Source organism: Bacillus cereus group sp. BfR-BA-01430 (assembly GCF_022663115.1).
GTDB lineage: Bacteria > Bacillota > Bacilli > Bacillales > Bacillaceae_G > Bacillus_A > Bacillus_A cereus_BD.
Genome location: NZ_JAKUEW010000020.1, coordinates 17,581 through 39,266 on the forward strand (window position 1 = coordinate 17,581; position 21,686 = coordinate 39,266).

Consider the following 21,686-nt stretch of genomic DNA (forward strand, 5'->3'; position numbering starts at 1 on the left):
AAGAGGCAATATTTATTAATAGTTATTATCGCTACCAAAGAAATCCTTAAATGATTGAATTGTTGTATCACGGTTTAAAGCTGCAATAGATGTTGTCAATGGAATTCCTTTCGGACATGACTGTACGCAGTTTTGCGAGTTACCACAGTTAGCAAGTCCACCATCACCCATAATGGCACGTAAGCGATCTGCCTTATGCATTTCACCGGTTGGATGTGCATTGAACAAACGCGCTTGTGACAATGGTGCAGGTCCGATAAAATCAGATTTACTATTTACATTCGGACATGATTCTAAGCAAACTCCACAAGTCATACATTTTGAAAGTTCGTATGCCCATTGGCGTTTTTTCTCTGGCATTCTTGGTCCTGCTCCCAAGTCATATGTTCCATCAATTGGAATCCAAGCTTTTACCCGTTTTAACGCATTAAACATGCGACTACGATCAACTTGTAAGTCACGTACAACAGGGAATGTTTTCATCGGTTGTAAGCGAACTGGTTGCTCTAATTTATCAATAAGAGCTGTACATGATTGGCGTGGTCTACCATTAATCACCATAGAACAAGCACCGCACACTTCTTCTAAACAGTTCATATCCCATGCAACTGGAGTTGTATGATTTCCTTTTGCATCAACTGGGTTACGACGAATTTCCATAAGCGCTGAAATAATGTTCATATTAGGACGATATGGAATTTCAAATTCTTGATCATATGGCTGTGAATTCGGTCCGTCTTGTCGTGTAATGATGAGGCGGATTGTTTTCTCAGGCATGTTGTTTATCCCCCTTCTCTTCACCCTTAGAAGCTACTTCGTGTTTTGAAGTGTAATCACGCTTACGCGGTTTGATTAATGAAATATCAACATCTTCATAATGGAATGCTGGTGCATTTCCTTCGCCATCAAATTTCGCCATTGTTGTTTTCAAGAAGTTCGCGTCATCACGCTCTGGGAATTCTGGTTTATAATGTGCTCCACGACTTTCGTTACGGTTATATGCCCCAATTGTAATAACACGTGCTAACTGAAGCATATTTGCAAGTTGACGTGTAAATGAAGCCCCTTGGTTACTCCATTTCGCTGTATCGTTAATGTTAATGCGTTTATAACGCTCCATTAACTCTTGAATTTTATCATCTGTTTCTAGTAGTTTTTTATTTTCACGAACTACCGTTACATTATCCGTCATCCATTCTCCAAGTTCTTTATGAAGAATATAAGCATTTTCATTACCATCTAATGATAAAATATTGTTAAATTTCTCTGTTTCGATTAATTCATTTTGTTCATAGACAGCTGATGAAACAGTATCCGATGCTTTTGATAGACCTTTTATATATTCAATTGCACTTGGACCGGCTACCATACCACCGTAAATTGCAGATAGTAAAGAGTTTGCTCCAAGTCGGTTTGCGCCGTGCATAGAATAATCACACTCACCTGCTGCAAACAACCCTGGAATATTCGTCATTTGCTTATAATCTACCCATAATCCACCCATTGAGTAATGAACAGCTGGGAAGATTTTCATCGGTAGTTTACGAGGGTCATCACCTGTAAATTTCTCATAGATTTCAATGATTCCACCAAGTTTAATATCTAGTTCTTTCGGATCTTTATGAGAAAGATCTAGATATACCATATTTTCACCATTAATACCTAGTTTTTGCTCCACACATACGTCAAAGATTTCACGTGTTGCGATATCACGAGGTACAAGGTTTCCATATGCAGGATATTTCTCTTCTAAGAAGTACCATGGTTTACCATCTTTATATGTCCAAACACGACCACCTTCACCACGTGCGGATTCACTCATTAAGCGTAATTTGTCATCACCAGGAATTGCTGTTGGATGAATTTGAATGAACTCACCATTTGCATAATATGCACCTTGTTGATAGATAGCTGATGCTGCTGTACCTGTATTAATAATAGAGTTTGTAGATTTTCCGAAGATGATACCAGGGCCCCCTGTTGCCATAATCACGGCATCAGCTCGGAAACTTTTAATCTCCATAGATTGTAAATCTTGTGCAACGATTCCTCGGCATACACCTTCATCATCCATAACAGCTCGTAAGAAATCCCAACCTTCATATTTCGTTACAAGTCCTGCTACTTCATGACGACGCACTTGTTCATCTAATGCGTACAATAACTGTTGTCCAGTCGTTGCACCAGCGAATGCTGTACGATGATGTTGCGTTCCACCGAAACGACGGAAATCAAGAAGACCCTCTTCTGTACGGTTGAACATAACACCCATACGATCCATTAAATGAATAATACCAGGTGCTGCTTCACACATTGCTTTAACTGGTGGTTGATTCGCTAAAAAGTCCCCACCATAAATTGTATCGTCAAAGTGGATCCATGGAGAATCCCCTTCACCTTTCGTATTTACGGCACCGTTAATACCACCTTGGGCACATACAGAATGCGAACGTTTTACTGGTACTAAAGAAAACAGTTCCACGTTTACTCCTGCTTCTGCCGCTTTAATCGTTGCCATTAAGCCAGCCAAGCCACCGCCGACTACTATAAGTTTCCCTTTCATGCTCTCCCACTCCTTACTGATTTGCTAGCTGCGGATCAACAAACGCTAATAATGCACTCACACCTACATAAGATAAACCTAAGAAAATTGCCAAAGTTATATAAGTAGAGATACGTTGCGAACGTGGTGATACTGTAATTCCCCAGCTAATGCAGAATGTCCATAGTCCATTTGCAAAGTGGAAAATTGTTGATACAACTCCAACTAAATAGAAACCAAACATAACAGGATTGCCTAAAATATTCGCCATCATATCATAGTTCACTTGCTGTCCCATCGCAGCTTGAATACGAGTTTCCCAAACATGCCAGGAGATAAAGATAAGAGTGATAACCCCTGAGATTCTTTGGAAAACGAACATCCAGTTGCGGAAATAGCTGTATGATATTGCATTATTCTTAGCTGTAAAGGCAATATATAATCCATATATCGCATGGTACAGTATCGGTAAAAAGATGACAAAAATCTCTAGCGCATACCGGAATGGAAGGAGCTCCATAAAATGGGCAGCTTTGTTAAAAGCCTCTGCTCCTCTTGTTGCAAAATTATTTACTACTAAGTGTTGCGTCAAAAAGACACCAACCGGGATGACTCCCATTAATGAGTGCCACTTACGAAACGTATACTCGCGGCCTTTCATGTCCCCATTACCCCCCTTGAATGTTTGACTGCTGCTTTCAGAATAGTTTATAACAATAATGTTTTTTCACTATTGCTATAAGAAAAACTGAAAAAATTATTCGAAATATTTCAGCATAATTTGATACCAAGTTCATTTTACTCCTATTTTTGTCGAAGCGTCAAGAAAACGTATACATAATTTGCATATAATTTGCCAATTCTTTTTTTCTTCCTATATATTCATATTTTCCCGTAGAAAGTGCTGTTTTTATAAACGAGAAATGTTATATAATAATCCCTATAGAAAGAGGGGAATATTGTGAGCAAAAATAAAGTCGATATAGAATCTTTACAGGATATTTCTTTGAACGCGTTCGCTTATGAGTTACTTCGTGAGGAATTATTGCCTGATTTAATCGGTAAAGAATTAAATGAAATTTTATATTGGGCTGGTAGAAACTTAGCTAGAAAATACCCACTAGAAACAATTGAAGAAGTGATTCATTTTTTTGAAAAAGCTGGCTGGGGTACTTTAAGTATCATCGAGCATAAACGACGAGAAATGCATTTTCAGCTAACTGGCCCACTTATCATAGAACGTGAAAAACAAAAACGCCATTCTTCTTATCAATTAGAAGCTGGCTTTATTGCTGAACAAATTCAAAAGCAACGAAATGTTGTTGCAGAATCCTATGAAGAACAAAAGAAGCGTTCGGATTCTATCACATTCCTTGTAAAATGGGATGTAAAAGACATCATTGAAGTATAATCTCTCTACTAGCAGTCAACTAGACACATATGTTTAGTTGACTGTTTTACATTTTGTACATTCATTCACATAATATTATTTTAAATCTTCTGAAATTATAACAAAAAACAGAAGACATTGTAAACTACAATGTCTTGTTGTTCGTTAAATAAGAATAAATGGTTTCCGCTACATGTTGCGGTATTCCCGCCTCCATAAATTCCCCTACAGAAGCTTCCTTCATTTTTTTCAAGGAACCAAAATGCTTTAACAATACTTTCTTTCTCTTTTCTCCCACTCCTGGAATTCCATCTAAAGCAGATTGAATAACTGACTTTCCATGCAGCTGCCGATGGAATGTAATCGCAAATCGATGGACCTCATCTTGAATTCGTTGTAATAAATAAAACTCTTGACTATTTCTTTCTAGCATAACAGGCTCTGGTGGATCACCGATGATTAAATGAGATGTTCGGTGCTTCTCATCTTTCACAAGTCCAGCCATCGGAATATATAATCCAAGCTCATTTTCTAAAACATCACTTGCCGCTGCAAGATGCCCTTTCCCGCCATCAATTACAATTAAATCAGGAAGCGGTAATCCTTCTTTTAATGCTCTTGTATAGCGGCGACGCACAACTTCCCGCATCGATTCATAATCATCAGGGCCTTGAACCGTTTTGATTTTATATTTACGATATTCCTTTTTCGCAGGCTTTCCATCTATAAATACAATCATTGCCGATACAGGATTGGCTCCTTGAATATTTGAGTTATCAAACGCTTCAATCCGATATGGTGTGTCAATTCCTAACTGTTCTCCTAAATTTTCAATTGCTTTTACTGTACGCTCTTCATCACGTTCAATTAAATAAAATTTCTCTTCTAAAGCAATTTTCGCATTTTTATTTGCCAGTTCAACAAGTTCTTTTTTCTTCCCGCGCTTTGGCTGCGTTACATCCACTTCTAAAAAACGCTCTACTAATTCAGGATCAATACTTCCTGGAACGGCGATTTCTTTCGGTTTAAAATGATTGTTTTGCTCATAAAATTGGCCAATAAATGTTAGAAATCCTTCCTCTGGTTCATCATAAATCGGAAACATAGAAACGTCACGCTCAATCAACTTCCCTTTTCGAATGAAGAAGACTTGCACGCACATCCACCCTTTATCTACTGCATATCCAAATACATCACGATCCACAATATCGTTCATAATCATCTTTTGCTTTTCCATAATTGCATCCATATGAGCAATTTGATCGCGCAGTTCTTTCGCCCGTTCAAATTCCAATTTCTCAGATGCCTCATACATTTTCGCTTCTAATTCTGAACGGATTTCTTTATGCCCACCATTTAAAAATTTTGTAATTTTATCAACGATTTCTTTATTTTGTTCATCTGTTACTTCGTTCACACAAGGCGCTAAACATTGCCCCATATGATAATATAGACATACTTTATCCGGCATTTTTGTACATTTCCGAAGCGGATACATACGATCTAGTAATTTTTTCGTTTCATGTGCAGACTGTGAGTTCGGATAAGGGCCAAAATACTTTCCTTTATCCTTTTTCACATTTCGTGTAATCAGTAAACGCGGCTGCTTCTCTCCAGTAATTTTAATAAACGGATATGTTTTATCATCTTTTAATTTAATATTATAGCGTGGATCATACTTTTTAATTAAATTTAATTCTAAAATAAGCGCTTCTAAATTGGAAGAAGTCACAATGTATTCAAAGTCAGCAATCTCTCCAACAAGGCGAAGCGTCTTCCCATCATGTGAACCGGTAAAATACGAGCGCACACGATTTTTTAATACTTTCGCCTTTCCGACATATATAACCGTTCCTTGCTTATCCTTCATTAAATAACAACCTGGTTGGTCTGGTAAAATCGCTAACTTCTCTTTTAAATGTTCGTGCACTCTCATACCTCCATTCTCCATGTGTATCCTTGTTATTTATATAGAGAAACATATCTGTTACTCCCCAACATACGTTCTTTCATTGTAACGGAAAATAAGAAAAAAGGAAAATCTCTTCTATTTATATTTATAATGTTACATGCAAATTACGATAGACTTTTCCTTCTCCTTAACGCATAATGGATTCAAAAATAATTTACATATAAAGTAATGAGTATATCGGAAAAAGAAGATGGAGAATGATAATGGAAAAACAATTCATAAATGCTCACTATTTTTCCTCTCATAATAGAACTTACTTAGAAAAGGATTGCATATGCGGCTGTTTTTATTGTTTAAAAATTTTTCATCCAATAGAAATCGTGGAATGGTGGGATAACAACAATACAGCTGTTTGTCCTCATTGTGGCATAGACTCTATTATAGGGGAAGGGCCTGGTTTTCAAATAACCGAACTTTTTTTAAAACAAATGAATGAAAAATGGTTTTGATAAAAAGAAAAAACGCTGCCAACAGGGCAACGTTTTTCTTTTTAGAAGTGTTTAGAAACTAATTCTACTAACGCTTCTTTTGGTTTGTAACCTAATGTTTGATCAACTACTTTACCATCTTTTAAAACGAAAAGAGCAGGAATGCTCATTACTTCGAATTGACGAGCAGTTTCTTGATTTTCATCAACATCTACTTTTACTACTTTTACTTTATCGCCTAATTCTGCATCGATTTCTTCTAATACAGGAGCGATCATTTTACAAGGTCCACACCATGGTGCCCAAAAATCTAATAATACAACACCTTCGCTTGTTTCAGATGCGAAGCTTTGGTCAGTTGCGTTTACAATTGCCATTTTATTTCCTCCTTCAAGTGTATTCTACCAAGAGTATATCATTATCTTATATACGTGGCGAATATTATGTATCGTTATGTATTGTAACAAAAAAATGTACCTTTATACTATACAAAAATATAGAATACATATGAAAAAAGTGAGAGACAAGAGATCTCCCACCTTTTCTTATCTATAGGGGTCATTCACTTGAAACACAAAGAGCATCAAATTAAGAATGTACTTTTAACTTTTTAAACTCCTCTGTTAAAAGTGGTACGACTTCAAATAAGTCACCAACAATACCATAGTCAGCTACTTTAAAAATACTTGCTTCTGGGTCTTTATTAATTGCAACGATTACTTTCGAGTTAGACATACCAGCTAAATGTTGAATCGCACCGGAAATACCACATGCAATGTATAAATCTGGTGTAACAACTTTACCTGTTTGCCCAATTTGTAATGAGTAGTCGCAATATTCTGCATCACAAGCTCCACGAGATGCTCCAACAGCCCCTCCTAAAACATCAGCTAATTCTTGTAACGGTTTAAAACCATCTTCACTTTTCACTCCGCGTCCACCGGCAACGATTACTTTCGCTTCCGAAAGATCTACACCTGTTGTTGTTTTACGAACAACATCTTGAATAATCGTACGCAAATCTTTTACATCGACTGCAATAGATGATACGTCGCCCGTACGCGACTCATCTTTTTCCAGCGGCGTAATATTGTTTGGGCGCACTGTTGCAAACAAAATACCATCTGTTACGATTTTCTTCTCAAATGCTTTACCAGAATAAATTGGACGAGTGAATACAACATTACCGCCAGCAACTTCTAAAGCAGTTACATCAGAAACAAGTCCCGCTTCTAGTTTTGCGGCTAATTTTGGCGATAAGTCTTTTCCAAGTGCTGTATGCCCAAATACAATCCCCTCTGGTTTTTCTTCATCGTATACAACTAAAAATGCTTGCGCATAACCATCGGATGTATATGATTTTAATGTATCACTTTCAACTGTCACAACGCGATCTGCACCGTAATGAATCAATTCACTTGCCAAACTAGCAACACTTTCTCCAATCAGAAGGCCAACTACTTCTCCACCTTCTGCAATTGTTTTCGCTGCTGCGATTGCCTCAAATGAAACGTTACGTAGTGATCCGTCACGAACCTCACCCATTACTAATACTTTACGAGCCATAGATTTTCCCTCCTGCATATATAATTTCGTATTTTATTAGATTACTTTTGCTTCTGTATGGAGCAATGATACAAGTTCTTTTACTTGATCTTGCAGCTCGCCTTGTAACACTTTACCTGCATCTTTCTTAGGAGGTAAGTAGATTTCAATTGTTTTTGTTTTTGCCTCCACATCTTCTTCTTCTAAATCTAAATCATCTAATTCTATGTCTTCAAGCGGCTTTTTCTTCGCTTTCATAATACCTGGCAGTGATGGATAACGAGGTTCATTTAAACCTTGCTGCGCAGTTACTAAAAGCGGTAACGATGTTTCAATCACTTCTGTATCTCCCTCAACGTCGCGCTCAATCTTCACTTTTGCACCATCAATTTCAAGCTTTGTAATTGTTGTTACATATGGCATATTTAGCGCTTCCGCTACACGAGGACCAACTTGTCCAGATGCACCATCAATCGCTACGTTTCCACCTAAAATCAAATCTGCTTCTTTATCTTTTAAATACTCTGCAAGTATTTTTGCTGTTGTAAATTGATCACCATTTTCCACATCATCTTCAATATTAATTAATACCGCTTTGTCGCAACCCATTGCTAGCGCAGTGCGAAGTTCTTTTTCGCTATCTTCACCACCAACTGTTACAACTGTAATTTCACCGCCATGCGCATCTCTTACTTGAATGGCTTCTTCAATCGCATATTCATCGTAAGGGTTGATGATGAATTCCGCTTCGCCATCATAAATTGCACCATTCTTAATTACAATTTTCTCTTCTGTATCAAATGTTCGTTTCATGAGTACGTAGATGTTCATTCCATTTACCCCCTTATTTTTTCAGAAAGATTCCGTCAATTTAAATATTCTGTTAATTTATATTAAAAAAATAATGTACTACCTACCGCTAAATGAAGGCTTGCGCTTTTCTAAAAATGCCGCTACACCTTCTCTTCCATCCTCGCTTGTAAATACTTCTCCGAAGATTTGCGCTTCACGTTGCACACCCTCATAATATTGGGATGATTTCGTCGTTTGCAATAACTCTAGCACAGCGCGAACTGTCGCAGGACTTTTCCCTGCAATTTGTTTTGCAATTTTGATCGTCTCCTCCAACAAGGATTCTTCAGAGAACACCCCATTTACAAGACCCCATTCTAATGCTTGTGCACCAGTAATCGGCGTGCTTGTTAACATCATTTCACAAGCTTTTGCTTTTCCAACATAACGAGGTAATCGTTGTGTTCCTGCAAATCCAGGGATTAATCCTAGTGTTAGCTCAGGTAAACCAAGCTTTGCACTTTCAGTTGCAAAACGCATATGGCAAGACATAGCAAACTCAAGGCCACCGCCAAGTGCCGCTCCATGAATTGCCGCAATAACTGGTTTTGAACACTTTTCTACGCGCTCAAATGTAACTTGTCCAAGCTGTGCCAGCTCTGTCGCTTGCTTTGCTTCCTCAACAGAAGTAAATTCCTTAATATCTGCCCCTGCTGAGAAGAAGCGACCTTCCCCATGAAGAACAACAACACGAATATTGTCGTCTTTTTCAACTTGATCAATTAATTCAGTTACGTCATGCATAACTTGTGAAGACATTGCATTAGCTGGCGGATGATTGAACGTCACCACTGCAATATGATCTTCAACTGCTACAGATAGGAATTTCAACTTGATCCCTCCCATTATTGACGATAACCACAAGCTAAAACAAGTAGCTCATGTACCGTTTTTGAAAGTGCGACCAAATCATATTTATGATCGCTCATTACCCAATTGGTTACAACCTCATCTACTGTTCCAAAGATCATTTGCCTTGCTACACGAACATTCAAATTCGCTCTAAATTCTCCTTGTCTTATACCTGTTTCTAAAATTTCATCGATGACTTGTAAATATCCTTTTAGTACCTCATTTATTTTAAGGCGTAGTTCTTGATTGGATTGTCTAAGCTCTAGTTGCGTAACAATAGCAAGAGAATCATTTTGTGATAACAGCAAGAAGTGCATTTCTACCAACATAAATAACTTCTCTACAGCGCTTTCAATTCCTGCTGTTTTTTGACGAATTGTTTCGATAAATTCTCCCATCTTCTCTTGGAATAAGGAAATTAATATATCTTCTTTATTTTTAAAATACAAATAAATTGTCCCATCAGCTACGCCAGCTTGCTTTGCAATTTTCGAAACTTGCGCTTGATGGTATCCATTTTCTGCAATCACAATCACTGCAGCATCAATAATTTGATTATATTTCGGTCTATTCTTTTTCACTTTACTGTCCCCTTCAAGAAGATGACTGAATGAGTAGTCATTCATATTTTAATATTACTGACTATTTAAAATATTGTCAATCCTATATTTTCAAAAAGAAAGGGCCTTAGCCCGTTTGTTCCTCCTCTTTCTTTTTTTTCTCTTCTTCAATAAGAGCTCGTCGTAAAATCTTACCAACTGTTGTCTTTGGTAATTCACTTCGAAACTCATATACTTTTGGGACCTTATAAGCAGCTAAATATTTACGAGCAAATCGATCCAATTCTTCTTCGGAGCAAACTTCATCTTCTTTTAAGACAATATAAGCCTTTACAGTTTCACCGCGATACGGATCAGGAATTCCGATTACAACCACTTCTTGTACTTTATCATATTCATATAGTACTTCTTCTACCTCGCGTGGGTACACATTAAAACCACTGGCAACTATCATATCTTTTTTACGATCTTTCACATAAAAAAATCCTTCCTCATCCATATAACCAACATCACCCGTATGCAACCAGCCATCTTGCAATACTGCTGCTGTCTCTTCAGGTTTATTCCAATACCCTTGCATAATTTGAGGGCCTTTGACCACAATCTCACCAATTTCACCTGGCGGCAATATTTCTCCTGTTTCAAGCGATACAATACGTGCATCCGTATCTGGCCACGGAACACCAATACTTCCTGACACACGTTTTTCCCATAGAAAATTACTATGAGTAACCGGTGATGATTCTGTCAGTCCATAGCCTTCTACTAACTTACCACCAGTAATCCTTTCGAACTTCTCCTGTACTTCTACAGGTAATGGAGCAGAACCACTAATACAAGCACGAATAGAAGATATATCATATTCTTTGAGAAGCGGACTATTTAAAAGAGCAATATAAATGGTCGGAGCTCCTGGAAATAGCGTAACTTTATGCTTCTTTATTGTTTCAAAAACCATTTTCATATCGAACTTTGGAATCAGTACCATTTTATACCCTTGCATAATACTTAAATTCATAACAGCAGTCATCCCGTATACATGGAAAAACGGCAGCACACCAAGAACAACTTCCTCCCCTTCTACACAATTATATAACCAATGAATTCCCATTAAAGTGTTCGATATAAGATTTTTATGCGTTAACATAACTCCTTTTGGAAATCCTGTCGTCCCCCCCGTATATTGTAAAAGGGCTAGATCATTTTCAGGATCACAAAGTATATCTACCGCTGTATCACGCTCTTTTTCGACTGCATTCCATAGGTGAATCATATGGCTTTCTTCAACTTTTACGATGAGATTTGTTTGCTTCCTTTGAATGAATGGATAGATAAGATTTTTAGGAAATGGTAAGAAATCAGCAATGCGAGTTACAATGATATGTTCAAGTTTTGTAGTGGATTGAACGCTTGTAACCTTTGGAAATACGAAATCCATACAAAGAATGACCTTCGCTCCAGAATCGTGTAGTTGATACTCTAGCTCCCTTTCTGTATAAAGAGGGTTCGTTTGTACAACGATCCCCCCTGCAAGTAGCGTTCCATAATATCCTATGACAGCTTGCGGGCAATTGGGTAACATAATCGCTACTCTATCACCTTTTTTCACTCCCAGTTTCTGAATAAAGTTTGCAAACTGCCTCACCTTGCTATTCAATTCTGAAAAAGTAATATCCTTCCCTAAAAAATGAAGCGCTTTCTTTTCTGGGTATCGTGAAGACATCTGCTCTAAATATATAGGAAGAGGCTGCGTATCATAAGCAATGGTATGTGGAATTTCCTCTGGGTAATACTGTAACCAAGGCTTTTCCATTCCTATTCCTCCTTTCATTTTCATAACTATAAAATGAATGCCCATTCATGATGATTGTTTTCATTATATTATAGCCATCACCTTGTTACAATCATAATATTCTGACTTTTATGTAACTATTCGATACTTTTTATGTACTTGTTCCCCTATTCGTTCATTACAATAGAGGGAACCTAGTTACCTAATCTTTCTAATTCCAAGTCAACTCAATCTAATAATCGTCAAAACGGCTCCAGGGGTACTAGTTGATAAAGTTGCAACAGCCAATAATCCAAATAGCTGCAAACTAATCGCATCACCAGCCGCAAGCTTTGTAATAATTGTCGCGCTAAATGAAGTTGTTGCCACTAGTGGAGAATTAATGGTTCCCGCAAGCGGTGAGCCATTAACAGTAATTCGAGAACTTACTAATAACGAAGCTGTTATATTAATTGTATATGAAATATAGTAGTTCCCTGCACTTGCAACAGTAAATACAGTATTCCCACCAGAAACAGTAATACCTGGACCAATATTTTGATTATTTGGAAGCGGTACATTCGTTCCACCAAGAAGAACAGATATAGCGCCACCAGATGTATTATTGGCAAAAGCGTACGTTGCCGTTACACTAACACCTGTCGGACCGGTTGGGCCGGTTACTCCTGCTATTCCCGTTGGACCGGTTGGACCCGTCACTCCTGTTATTCCCGTTGGGCCGGTTGGACCCGTCACTCCTGTTATTCCCGTTGGACCGGTTGGACCCGTCACTCCTGTTATTCCCGTTGGGCCGGTTGGACCAATTTTAGGAACCGTCCCATCGCAGCTAAAACAACATGAATGAATATATGTTGTTTTATTACAACCACAATTTGTATGAAAATGATTGTACCATTGAGACATAGTGATTCCTTCCTTCATTTTTTATCTTTAACATACACTCTAGTAACCGAATAAAACGTTAGCTGATTCGGTCTACAACCAATCTTTTATACACAACAATTTATTCCCTATATCCTAATAGTTATTACATGCAGCAAATGCTATTTTTGCTTATACTTTTGTCTTTCTTTTTCACTGAATCCGCTCTTCTTCAACATTACTTCCTAAATATGTGTACACACTACATCAATGTAGCATAAAATGAATCTTTCATCCGTCCTCACCAATCGGGCTTTTACAGGATCAAATAAAAAAGAAGGAAAAATGTCTCCTCTCGTGAATTTATCATTTGAATAACTATAGGGGGGATAACATGTTTCAAACAATTGAGGGCTTTTTAAAAACATGGAAATACGAGGCTGATTCTACACAAAAAGTATTAGATGCATTAACTGATGAATCGTTAACACAAGAAATTACGCCTGACCATTGGACTTTAGGTAGAGTTGCTTGGCATATTGTTACGGCAGTTCCTGTTATGCTATCAGGTACAGGATTAACATTTGAAGGCGAAACAAAAGATTATCCTGTTCCAACTTCTACAAAAACAATTGCGGAGAATTATCGTAAAGTAAATGCATCATTTGTTGAAGCGATTCAAACACAGTGGACTGATAAAGATTTAGCTACAATAAATGACTTCTTTGGGCGTCCAATGCCTAATTCTATCTTTTTAATGACTTTAATCAACCACCAAAATCATCATCGTGGTCAAATGACTGTACTTATGCGCCAAGCCGGTTTGAAAGTTCCTGGTATTTACGGCCCTGCAAAGGAAGAATGGGCAGCTGCAGGAATGGAAGCTCCCAAAATGTAATAACGGAAAAAGACAAAGGATTGAGAAGAGGCCACTGAAAAAGTCTACCTAATAAGAAAAAGGAGTCCACCACCTACTATATACAGGTGATGGACTCCTTTATGTTTTCTGTATATTGATAAAACACACGTTATTTTTTCAAAGCAATCACTTTTTCAGTGCCTTCGATTGAGAACCTTGTCTTTTTCTGTCACTTGTTTCATGTGGAACTTTACAGTGCATCTTCATTCTCAATATTTCTAATTCCATAAGAAGCAATCATAATGCCAATAGCCGCAAGCGCGAATTGAAGTGGCAAAAAGGTCGCTAATGAGAACTCTGGTTGACTTTGACATGCGATCATCACAACAATTAAGGAAGACAAAATCGTTGTTGGAACAGAATGTTTACGCATACCAAAATACAATGGAATTAAACCTGCTCCTGCAGCTGCAATGGAAAAAGGAATCACTTTTATCCCTTCTTGCATCAACTCCGCTATCGTTATTGTATTCGGAATAACTAGCATATAACGATTCAAAATAAAGAAGACACCTATTACAAAAATATTGGATAAGAAAACTGTTACAAACGTTAACATTGCCGTGATTAATAACTTACTAGCAATGATTTTTTTTCGATTAATTGGATAAGAAAACATAAGTAATATTGTTTTGTTTTTATATTCTTCAATTACTAGTTTTGCAATTAATACTCCTGCAAAGACAATAAATGTTCCTCGCACCATTGCACTAGCCATTGAAAGCATCATTTGAGGATTTCTTAGTTCTACATCTCCTTCAATTTGTGACACATAGCTTACAAAAAACAACAGCGCAACCATCACTATATTTGCGATGATTGCTCCCTTCACATACCACCCAAGCTTACATTTCTTCATTTCTAGCTTCATAAGTTGCAACATCTTCTTCACCCCTCCTTCTATTTTAAAAGCATTCTCATTCCAGTTATAATGATATCTACTACCCCTATCGCCATTAAAAGTAAAAAAACTTTCTGCTCAGGGCGTCTGTAATATAAAATTCCTCCGATTAAAAGGGCTATAATCCCTCCTATTAGATTAAGTAGCAACAAATCCATAATCAGTTCCCCTGATTCTATTTACTATGTTGAACACTGCTTCTATTCCTAGCAAAACAATACTTAAAGTAAATCAAAGAAAATCAAGGTCATGAATTTATATTTATAGTTCCTTGTTTACTTAAAAGCTCCACTTTATTTAATGCATTACCAATCGTACCTTCTTTTAACTTTTCCGTATTCGTCTTTTTCTTAAACCCGGCTAAATTCACTGTTATATCGGATGAATTACTACTAGCCGTAATCTTTAATGAAGTAGGTGCTTTATTATAAGACACTCCGATATCTCCTGACTTCGTCTCTATAAATAATGATTTTTCTTCCTTTATATCTTTAATGGATACTTCACCATCTATTGAAGTGGCTTTCAGCTTAGAAGTGGTTACATTTGTAATGTAGTTATCACCAATAGTAGAAGATACAGATAGTTCTTCTACTGAGCTATCTTTTAAACTGAGTTCCCCCTCTTTTGATGAAAACGTCCCTTTTTCTGCGAATAGCCCTTCAATCTTTTGCACTCCCGATCTATTTGAAAATATAACATTTTTAGTCTTTATATCATTTATTTTTATATCACCAGAACTATTATTCAAAGTAATTGTATCTACTCCAGCCTTTGGAATAGAAATATAAATAGTACCTTTCTTTCCAAAGCTGAATCCTTCAATAAATCCTCCTTTTTGATCTTGTTGATTTACTATCATTTTCTTCCCATCATTTTTAATCGCTACAGGGGCATTCTTCTTATCTTTTTGTTTCCCTTCAGCTGTGATTGTTACTTTTTTGGATTCCGTATTTTTAAACTCAACATTCCAACTTTCATTATTTACTTCTATTTCTTCCCCACTATCTACTGCAAAAGAAATTTTCTTTTCAAAACTCTTTCCTCTTACTTCCTTGAGACTAAAAACTATACCAACAACTACAATTATGAAAATAGCGGCTACTATCATTTTCTTCACTTTTTATTCTCCAGTTCATTTTAGTCGTGGTCATATCTTTCTTTACGATACATCTGCTTTATCAACTTTACGATACGAAAAATAACTAATGAAAAATCCTAATATACAAAGCACAATTGGTACAATTATAAAATCAAATAAACTCATGGAACTATTTGCATCACCAACGGATCCATTCACTAAAAATCCGATAATGGTAGCGGAAGTAATGGTTGTCGGTGTTGATTTTTTTCTCATACCAAAATATAAAGGAACTAAACTGATTCCCGCTATCATAAATCCGTTTATAAAGGTAGCAGGAATGGTAACAATGATATCACTTATCGTAACAGGCACTTCAAGTAAACCCATGATTGGATTCAAAAAGAATAACAATATACTAATTAGAAATGTAGCCATAATTGTACTTACAAAGCAAAATCCAAAAACGATTGCCAATTTAGCTTGTATCAACGTTTTTCGTTGTAACGGATACACGAACAATAATTGCATTGTTTTATTCTTATACTCATCAATAATTAAGCGCGACAACATAACAGCCGCAAAAATGATAAATGTGATTCTAATAAAAATATTTGCTAAAGACATGAATCCAGCATAATCAGAGAACATGACATCCTCTTCAACTTTAGATCCCCATGCCATAAGGCTAACAACAGCAAAAATGGCTACGATACAAATTGCAACACTTGTAAAATAACGAGATAAATGATGTTTTCTCCACTCTAGTTTCATAAGTTTTAACATAATTGTTTCCTCCACTAATTGATCTCTTTCTACGTTGACAAACTTCTTTTATTTATACAAATCTACTTGTTCAATTTTCCTTATCGCTCTATACGCAATAAACAACCCTACACAAGCTAGCGCAAGAGGAATCGCGATAATATGAAATAAAGAATATTCACCATTTATACTTGACGTTACAAGACACATAATGATAATTGCTGATATAAACGTTGTACGTACTGAATAGTTCTTCATCCCGAAGTAAATGGGAATTAAGCTAATTCCAGTTGCTGCTACTGCGTGTACAAATAGCATAATGGCGTTTTTACTAACGATTGCTAGCGTGAGTGATTCTGTAATAACTGGTTGATATAAATTCAATATATAAAAAAGACAAAAAACAATCGCTTCAGAAATGAGAATAAGAAGCAAGGTAACGATCATAATAATACACATTTTAGCCATCATCATTTTTTTACGATTAATTGGGTACATAAACATAACTGTCATTGTTTTCGTTTGAAACTCTTGAATAATAAATTTTGCAATTAAACTCGCGCCAAACATAATATAGATTCCTCTCATAAAAATATCAATGAATCTAAATACTTCATCATAATGTGTAAACTCACCATCAAACATAAGTAATATTACAAATAGAGAAAAAACACATATCGCAATAAGCGCCCCTCTTATAATCGGCCACAACTTAAATTTTATAAGTTCAAGCCTCATTAAATTAAGCACGAATACCCTCTCCATTCACAATATTTAAAAAATACTCTTCTAATGAACTATGTTTTTTGTTTATACTTTCAATTTCCACATCATTCATAATTAATGTTTTAGAAATTTCTTGCTGCGTCACTGTCATTTCATACACACGAATCATATTTCCACTCATTATTTTGTAATTCGTTATGTGAAGTTTATTTTCTAACATGTAAGCTGCACGCTTCACATCTGGAACCGAAATTTCAATATACTCCGTTTGTTTTCCATTAATACTCTTCATTGAAACTTCTTTTATCAATTTTCCATTTTGAATGACCCCAATTGTATCTGCCATTTGCTCCATTTCTCCTAAAATATGACTAGAGACTAATAAAGTCATTCCATATTCTTTACAAAGCATTTTTAATAAGTCACGTAATTCCCTAATCCCGACTGGATCTAAACCATTGATTGGTTCATCTAAAATTAGTAACTCCGGCTTCGTTAAAATGGCTCTTGCAATTCCTAATCTTTGTTTCATCCCTAATGAAAAGTCTTTTACTTTCTTATTCTCCACGTTTTGTAAATTGACAAGATGTAACGCCTGCTCAATTCCATTCTTATCGTAGTAACCCATATATTCACAATGAAGATATAAATTTTCTTGAGCTGTTAATTTTTCATAAAAAATAGGGTACTCGATAATCATTCCCATACGTTTTAACACTTCATATGATGTACCTGTTAACTTCTCGCCAAAAATTTCAATATCTCCGCTCGTTGGTTTCATTAAATTTACAATCATTTTCATAATCGTTGTTTTACCGGCACCATTTGGTCCTAAAAACCCGTAAATTTCTCCTTTTTTCACATGCATATTTACGCCCGAAATTACTTCTTTTCCTTGAAACACCTTTGTTAACTGATTCGTTTTTAATATATATGTCATTTCATTTTCTCCTTTCGTATCACTTTATATTTCTAGCATAGACAATGAAGGTCTCTTTTTTCTTACCCCTTCCTTACAAATTCCTTACGTTCAAAAAAAGCTTGTAGAATCCTATTTCTACAAGCTAAAAATCGATTTTTCTCAGCATAATCGTAAATACTGTTTTTTCATACGGTTTACTAAAAAGGTGAATTTCTCCCCCTAAAGCTTCTACCAGTCGTTTTGTAATCGTAAGTCCAAGACCACTACCTTGATATAGTCGATTCCTTGAATCCTCTAACGTATACATACGCTCAAATACTTTATCAATATGCGATTCATTAATTCCTTTACCGCGGTCCCATACATCAACATATACATATCGTCCATCATCTCTTAACGTAATACCAAGTATTTTTCCATCATATCCATACGTAATGGCATTGGATATTAAATTATTTAATACACGACCTAATACTTCTGCATTCCCAAATGCATACATATTTTTCTCCGGTATATCAATATGTACCTCAAACCCTTTCGTCGTTATGAAATCATAAAACGTTAAAATCTTTTCTCGGCACACTTCATTCATATTCACCTTTGTTATTTCAATTGCTTTATCTCCAGATTCTAATCTCGCCAAATCAAAGAATTTATGAATAAGTTCCATTACTTCTAGCGTTTTTACATGTACCTTTTCTAACAGTATTTGTTGTTCTTCTTTGTTCATCGTTTTATCTTTATTTAACATTTCCGTATATCCAAGAATAACAGTGAGCGGCGTTTTCAAATCATGAGAAATGTTAGAAAGCATCTTTCTCATCGAAATTTCAACCTTCGCATGATTCGCATTTGTTTTTTGTTTCGCATCTAATAAATGATTAATTGCTACTAATAATTGCTGTAGTTCTTTATCATCCGTTACAACTAATAATTTCTCACCAGTTTGTTGCTTTATAATATTCTCTAATTTTTCATACGTATAACGTATATTCGCACTCTTGCTTTTCCCTATTCTATATTGAAAATAAATGACACCTAATAATATAAAAATAACAATCATGAACAGAAAAAACATGCTATATCACTTCCAACTTATAGCCAATTCCCCATAATGTTTTAATATATTCTGGATTGGATGGATCTGTTTCAATTTTCTCACGTAACCTTCTCATATGAACGTTAATAACATTATCATCGCCATAGTATTCTTCATTCCAAATGAGATTATATATTTGTGCTTTTGTAAATACACGATTTTGATTCTTTACGAACAATTTTAAAATTTCGAATTCCTTTAAAGTGAGTTTTAACCGTTTTTCTTTTTTATGCACAGTGAAGTTAATCGGATCTATTTTCAAATCACCAATCACAATCATTTCTTCTTTTTGCTCCACAACTGAATACTTTGTAAATCTTCGAATACTTGCCTTTGCTCTCGCTGCCAATTCAATCATAGAGAATGGTTTGCAAATGTAATCATCTGCACCAAGTCCTAACCCCACCGCCTTATCGACATCTGTATCTTTTGCGGACATCATTAAAATTGGTACAGCACTTTTTTCGCGAATGATTCTCACAACTTCTAAACCATCTAGCTTTGGCATCATAATATCAAGAATAATCAAGTCAAATGTTCCATTAAAAAATTTCGCAACGCCTTCTTCTCCATCAGAAGCAATTGTAACTTGAAATCCCTCTTTTAATAAATATTTCTCAACCATTTCCTGAATCGAAATGTCATCTTCTATTAATAAAATATGATGTGGCATGCTCCTATCCCCTTTTTACAAACATTAACAATTTTATTGTATCGTAACTGCTATAAAGTGGAAAGAATTATATGAATGTGCAAACCAACTTCCTTTCCTTCTCTAACAATGATATGATGAAATTCGCGACTCATGTTTGCAATGTACTTTATATAAAGGAGACTCACTATGTCAGAAAATAAAAAAGTAAGCTTGGCGGATTTAATGCGCGAGCAACTTGCGAAGAAAAAGCAAGGAAACAAAAATGGAGCAAGTATGAAAAATAAAGACCAGGCAACGAAAAAATTACAAAGTCAACAAACAAAAAAGCCAAATAATCAACGTAGACGTACAGGTGTATAAATGAACGGGCAAAAACGAGCGAATATTTCACCTGGTCTAGAAGTAGATATTGTCTTAAAGAAAGATCAACGGACTGGTACTCTCACTCGAGGGATTGTAAAAGATATTTTAACAAACTCACCATCTCATCCACACGGGATTAAAGTTCGATTGCAAGACGGACAAGTTGGCCGCGTGCAGCATATTGTCCAATAAAAAAGAAGCTCATTTACGATTGAGCTTCTTTTTTAGGATTATCCTTTAAGCTTTTCAATAAAGACTACTTTTAAATAGTTACCTTCTTTAAATTGATCGATTGTACGGAAATCTTCTGGTAAGGAATGTTCTTCTAAAATTTTATATTTACCATTCATCTCTTTAAAAGCTGCACTGATAAAGCCTTTAAATTTTTTCATATCAAATGTACTACAGTTTGTAGAAGCAACGATGATACCGTTGTTTTCTGTAATGGCAATTGTTTCTTTTAATAAGTTTTTATAGTCTTTTGCTGCACGAAATGTATATTTTTTCGAACGTGCAAAGCTTGGTGGATCTAGTACAACCATATCAAACTTCATCTGTTTCTTCGCTGCGTATTTAAAGTAATGGAATACGTCCTCCACGATAATATCTTGTGCTTCATAGTCAATGCCATTTACGCTAAATTGTTCAATTGTTTTACTTAAACTGCGATTTGCTAAGTCGACACTTGTCGTTTTGATTGCTCCTCCAAGGGCTGCGAATACGGAGAACGCACCTGTATAAGAGAACATATTTAAAACCGTTCTGCCCTTTGCATACGTATCACGAATTTGTTTTCGAACGTTACGCTGATCTAAAAATACCCCTACCATTGCACCATCATTTAAATACACCGCAAAGTTTACACCGTTCTCTTTCACTAAAAGAGGGAATTCACCGCGCTCTCCTATTACAAAGTCATCTTCTTCAATATATTTCCCTTTTGTATCAAAGCGCTTCTTCTGATAGATTCCTTTGAAATTTGCTACCTTTTGAAGGGCTCCAATAATTTCATTTTTAAAGGAATATATCCCTTCGCTATACCAGCTAATCACATAAAACCCAGCATAATAATCAATGATTACACCGCCAAGACCATCACCTTCACCATTTAGAACGCGGAATGCTGTTGTATCATTTGATTTATAAAAACCTTTTCTCTTATGTAACGCTGACTTTATTTTTCGTTCAAAGAAAGCTTGGTCAATGTGTTCTTGCTCTTTTCTCGTTAAAATCCAACCATATCCTTTATTTTGCTTACCGTAATATCCTTTTCCAAGAAATTGATTTTTCTCATCTAATATGTTAAGAATCGTTCCTTCTTCTTGTATGTCATTTACATTTTGAATTGCCTCTTTTAAAATGAGTGGATAGCCACTTTTCAATTGTTTTATAAATTTTGGTTTTATTTTCACAGCAACTTCAGATCTCATATAATGACTTCCTTTCTATTTAAATGCTTTC

General features: G+C 35.8%; 25 protein-coding genes. 5 read left to right on the forward strand and 20 right to left on the reverse strand.

The window, feature by feature from the left end:
- Window positions 1-15: 15 nt before the first annotated feature.
- Genes sdhB through MR058_RS20860 form a run of 3 tightly spaced genes read right to left on the reverse strand, consistent with a single transcriptional unit; the run spans window position 16 to window position 3,203 of the window.
- Window positions 16-777, reverse strand: coding sequence for a succinate dehydrogenase iron-sulfur subunit (gene sdhB, locus MR058_RS20850; RefSeq protein WP_242145651.1), 762 nt, complete (start codon window positions 775-777; stop codon window positions 16-18).
- Entirely contained in the window at window positions 770-2,563 is a 1,794-nt protein-coding gene (gene sdhA, locus MR058_RS20855) for a succinate dehydrogenase flavoprotein subunit (RefSeq protein ID WP_242145652.1), read from the reverse strand. The genes sdhB and sdhA overlap by 8 nt, the downstream gene beginning before the upstream one ends.
- 13 nt (window positions 2,564-2,576) lie before the next feature.
- Complete coding sequence (locus MR058_RS20860) at window positions 2,577-3,203, reverse strand: succinate dehydrogenase cytochrome b558 subunit (protein WP_242145653.1); 627 nt, start codon at window positions 3,201-3,203, stop codon at window positions 2,577-2,579.
- 300 nt (window positions 3,204-3,503) lie between these two features.
- Here MR058_RS20860 and MR058_RS20865 point away from each other — a divergent pair, with 300 nt between their 5' ends.
- The gene (locus tag MR058_RS20865) at window positions 3,504-3,953 is read left to right on the forward strand and encodes a YslB family protein (RefSeq protein ID WP_242145654.1); all 450 of its coding nucleotides are present in this window, start codon (window positions 3,504-3,506) and stop codon (window positions 3,951-3,953) included.
- A gap of 124 nt (window positions 3,954-4,077) precedes the next feature.
- Here MR058_RS20865 and uvrC read toward each other — a convergent pair whose 3' ends face one another.
- Window positions 4,078-5,862, reverse strand: coding sequence for an excinuclease ABC subunit UvrC (gene uvrC / locus MR058_RS20870; protein WP_242145655.1), 1,785 nt, complete (start codon window positions 5,860-5,862; stop codon window positions 4,078-4,080).
- Window positions 5,863-6,107: 245 nt separating this feature from the next.
- Here uvrC and MR058_RS20875 point away from each other — a divergent pair, with 245 nt between their 5' ends.
- The gene (locus MR058_RS20875) at window positions 6,108-6,353 is read left to right on the forward strand and encodes a cytoplasmic protein (RefSeq protein ID WP_242145656.1); all 246 of its coding nucleotides are present in this window, start codon (window positions 6,108-6,110) and stop codon (window positions 6,351-6,353) included.
- A gap of 41 nt (window positions 6,354-6,394) precedes the next feature.
- Here the strand turns inward: MR058_RS20875 and trxA are convergent, their stop codons facing one another.
- The 7 genes from trxA to MR058_RS20910 form a co-directional block, all read right to left on the reverse strand.
- Window positions 6,395-6,709, reverse strand: coding sequence for a thioredoxin (gene trxA, locus MR058_RS20880; RefSeq protein ID WP_242145657.1), 315 nt, complete (start codon window positions 6,707-6,709; stop codon window positions 6,395-6,397).
- A gap of 211 nt (window positions 6,710-6,920) precedes the next feature.
- Window positions 6,921-7,898: an electron transfer flavoprotein subunit alpha/FixB family protein gene (locus tag MR058_RS20885; RefSeq protein WP_242145658.1), complete on the reverse strand. Its 978-nt coding sequence runs from the start codon at window positions 7,896-7,898 to the stop codon at window positions 6,921-6,923.
- A gap of 36 nt (window positions 7,899-7,934) precedes the next feature.
- Window positions 7,935-8,708: an electron transfer flavoprotein subunit beta/FixA family protein gene (etfB, locus tag MR058_RS20890; RefSeq protein WP_242145659.1), complete on the reverse strand. Its 774-nt coding sequence runs from the start codon at window positions 8,706-8,708 to the stop codon at window positions 7,935-7,937.
- A gap of 78 nt (window positions 8,709-8,786) precedes the next feature.
- Window positions 8,787-9,575 (reverse strand): enoyl-CoA hydratase, encoded by a 789-nt coding sequence (locus MR058_RS20895; protein WP_242145660.1) that lies wholly within the window; start codon window positions 9,573-9,575, stop codon window positions 8,787-8,789.
- Window positions 9,575-10,162 (reverse strand): TetR/AcrR family transcriptional regulator, encoded by a 588-nt coding sequence (locus MR058_RS20900; RefSeq protein WP_472927017.1) that lies wholly within the window; start codon window positions 10,160-10,162, stop codon window positions 9,575-9,577. The genes MR058_RS20895 and MR058_RS20900 overlap by 1 nt, the downstream gene beginning before the upstream one ends.
- 106 nt (window positions 10,163-10,268) lie before the next feature.
- On the reverse strand, window positions 10,269-11,954 hold the full coding sequence (locus MR058_RS20905; protein WP_242145662.1) for a long-chain-fatty-acid--CoA ligase: 1,686 nt from the start codon (window positions 11,952-11,954) through the stop codon (window positions 10,269-10,271).
- 201 nt (window positions 11,955-12,155) lie between these two features.
- Window positions 12,156-12,836 carry a BclA C-terminal domain-containing protein gene (locus tag MR058_RS20910; protein WP_242145663.1) on the reverse strand — a complete coding sequence of 227 codons (681 nt, stop codon included), beginning with the start codon at window positions 12,834-12,836 and terminating at the stop codon, window positions 12,156-12,158.
- A gap of 352 nt (window positions 12,837-13,188) precedes the next feature.
- Between MR058_RS20910 and MR058_RS20915 the strand changes: the two genes are divergently transcribed.
- Window positions 13,189-13,692, forward strand: a complete 504-nt coding sequence (locus MR058_RS20915) for a DinB family protein (RefSeq protein ID WP_242145664.1) — start codon at window positions 13,189-13,191, stop codon at window positions 13,690-13,692.
- A gap of 211 nt (window positions 13,693-13,903) precedes the next feature.
- On the opposite strand, the gene MR058_RS20920 is transcribed toward MR058_RS20915, so the two are convergent.
- The 8 genes from MR058_RS20920 to MR058_RS20955 form a co-directional block, all read right to left on the reverse strand.
- The gene (locus MR058_RS20920) at window positions 13,904-14,596 is read right to left on the reverse strand and encodes an ABC transporter permease (RefSeq protein WP_242145665.1); all 693 of its coding nucleotides are present in this window, start codon (window positions 14,594-14,596) and stop codon (window positions 13,904-13,906) included.
- Window positions 14,597-14,613: 17 nt separating this feature from the next.
- Entirely contained in the window at window positions 14,614-14,772 is a 159-nt protein-coding gene (locus tag MR058_RS20925) for a hypothetical protein (protein WP_242145666.1), read from the reverse strand.
- Window positions 14,773-14,861: 89 nt separating this feature from the next.
- Complete coding sequence (locus MR058_RS20930) at window positions 14,862-15,734, reverse strand: DUF4097 family beta strand repeat-containing protein (RefSeq protein WP_242145667.1); 873 nt, start codon at window positions 15,732-15,734, stop codon at window positions 14,862-14,864.
- A gap of 42 nt (window positions 15,735-15,776) precedes the next feature.
- Complete coding sequence (locus MR058_RS20935; protein WP_242145668.1) at window positions 15,777-16,481, reverse strand: ABC transporter permease; 705 nt, start codon at window positions 16,479-16,481, stop codon at window positions 15,777-15,779.
- A 48-nt stretch (window positions 16,482-16,529) separates the two neighbouring features.
- Window positions 16,530-17,105: an ABC transporter permease gene (locus MR058_RS20940; RefSeq protein WP_242145669.1), complete on the reverse strand. Its 576-nt coding sequence runs from the start codon at window positions 17,103-17,105 to the stop codon at window positions 16,530-16,532.
- 97 nt (window positions 17,106-17,202) lie between these two features.
- Entirely contained in the window at window positions 17,203-18,126 is a 924-nt protein-coding gene (locus tag MR058_RS20945) for an ABC transporter ATP-binding protein (RefSeq protein ID WP_242145670.1), read from the reverse strand.
- A 124-nt stretch (window positions 18,127-18,250) separates the two neighbouring features.
- Window positions 18,251-19,186: a HAMP domain-containing histidine kinase gene (locus MR058_RS20950; RefSeq protein ID WP_242145671.1), complete on the reverse strand. Its 936-nt coding sequence runs from the start codon at window positions 19,184-19,186 to the stop codon at window positions 18,251-18,253.
- Between the two features lies 1 nt (window position 19,187).
- Window positions 19,188-19,880: a response regulator transcription factor gene (locus tag MR058_RS20955; RefSeq protein WP_242145672.1), complete on the reverse strand. Its 693-nt coding sequence runs from the start codon at window positions 19,878-19,880 to the stop codon at window positions 19,188-19,190.
- Window positions 19,881-20,048: 168 nt separating this feature from the next.
- Between MR058_RS20955 and MR058_RS20960 the strand changes: the two genes are divergently transcribed.
- Together MR058_RS20960 and MR058_RS20965 are read left to right on the forward strand one after the other, a co-directional pair.
- Complete coding sequence (locus MR058_RS20960) at window positions 20,049-20,222, forward strand: hypothetical protein (RefSeq protein WP_242145673.1); 174 nt, start codon at window positions 20,049-20,051, stop codon at window positions 20,220-20,222.
- Complete coding sequence (locus MR058_RS20965; protein WP_006096211.1) at window positions 20,223-20,417, forward strand: YwbE family protein; 195 nt, start codon at window positions 20,223-20,225, stop codon at window positions 20,415-20,417.
- A gap of 38 nt (window positions 20,418-20,455) precedes the next feature.
- On the opposite strand, the gene MR058_RS20970 is transcribed toward MR058_RS20965, so the two are convergent.
- Window positions 20,456-21,655, reverse strand: a complete 1,200-nt coding sequence (locus MR058_RS20970; protein ID WP_242145674.1) for a class I SAM-dependent rRNA methyltransferase — start codon at window positions 21,653-21,655, stop codon at window positions 20,456-20,458.
- Window positions 21,656-21,686: the final 31 nt, after the last annotated feature.

Coding starts and splice junctions, on each gene's coding strand:
- MR058_RS20915 (WP_242145664.1), top strand. CDS start 13,189: ATGTTTCAAACAATTGAGGGCTTTTTAAAAACATGGAAATACGAGGCT.
- MR058_RS20885 (WP_242145658.1), bottom strand. CDS start 7,898: ATGGCTCGTAAAGTATTAGTAATGGGTGAGGTTCGTGACGGATCACTA.
- MR058_RS20920 (WP_242145665.1), bottom strand. CDS start 14,596: ATGTTGCAACTTATGAAGCTAGAAATGAAGAAATGTAAGCTTGGGTGG.
- trxA (WP_242145657.1), bottom strand. CDS start 6,709: ATGGCAATTGTAAACGCAACTGACCAAAGCTTCGCATCTGAAACAAGC.
- MR058_RS20905 (WP_242145662.1), bottom strand. CDS start 11,954: ATGGAAAAGCCTTGGTTACAGTATTACCCAGAGGAAATTCCACATACC.
- MR058_RS20955 (WP_242145672.1), bottom strand. CDS start 19,880: ATGCCACATCATATTTTATTAATAGAAGATGACATTTCGATTCAGGAA.
- MR058_RS20910 (WP_242145663.1), bottom strand. CDS start 12,836: ATGTCTCAATGGTACAATCATTTTCATACAAATTGTGGTTGTAATAAA.
- MR058_RS20960 (WP_242145673.1), top strand. CDS start 20,049: ATGTCAGAAAATAAAAAAGTAAGCTTGGCGGATTTAATGCGCGAGCAA.
- MR058_RS20895 (WP_242145660.1), bottom strand. CDS start 9,575: ATGGGAGGGATCAAGTTGAAATTCCTATCTGTAGCAGTTGAAGATCAT.
- MR058_RS20940 (WP_242145669.1), bottom strand. CDS start 17,105: ATGTTTGATGGTGAGTTTACACATTATGATGAAGTATTTAGATTCATT.
- MR058_RS20860 (WP_242145653.1), bottom strand. CDS start 3,203: ATGAAAGGCCGCGAGTATACGTTTCGTAAGTGGCACTCATTAATGGGA.
- MR058_RS20945 (WP_242145670.1), bottom strand. CDS start 18,126: ATGACATATATATTAAAAACGAATCAGTTAACAAAGGTGTTTCAAGGA.
- MR058_RS20965 (WP_006096211.1), top strand. CDS start 20,223: ATGAACGGGCAAAAACGAGCGAATATTTCACCTGGTCTAGAAGTAGAT.
- MR058_RS20925 (WP_242145666.1), bottom strand. CDS start 14,772: ATGGATTTGTTGCTACTTAATCTAATAGGAGGGATTATAGCCCTTTTA.
- sdhB (WP_242145651.1), bottom strand. CDS start 777: ATGCCTGAGAAAACAATCCGCCTCATCATTACACGACAAGACGGACCG.
- etfB (WP_242145659.1), bottom strand. CDS start 8,708: ATGAACATCTACGTACTCATGAAACGAACATTTGATACAGAAGAGAAA.
- MR058_RS20935 (WP_242145668.1), bottom strand. CDS start 16,481: ATGTTAAAACTTATGAAACTAGAGTGGAGAAAACATCATTTATCTCGT.
- MR058_RS20970 (WP_242145674.1), bottom strand. CDS start 21,655: ATGAGATCTGAAGTTGCTGTGAAAATAAAACCAAAATTTATAAAACAA.
- MR058_RS20875 (WP_242145656.1), top strand. CDS start 6,108: ATGGAAAAACAATTCATAAATGCTCACTATTTTTCCTCTCATAATAGA.
- MR058_RS20950 (WP_242145671.1), bottom strand. CDS start 19,186: ATGTTTTTTCTGTTCATGATTGTTATTTTTATATTATTAGGTGTCATT.
- sdhA (WP_242145652.1), bottom strand. CDS start 2,563: ATGAAAGGGAAACTTATAGTAGTCGGCGGTGGCTTGGCTGGCTTAATG.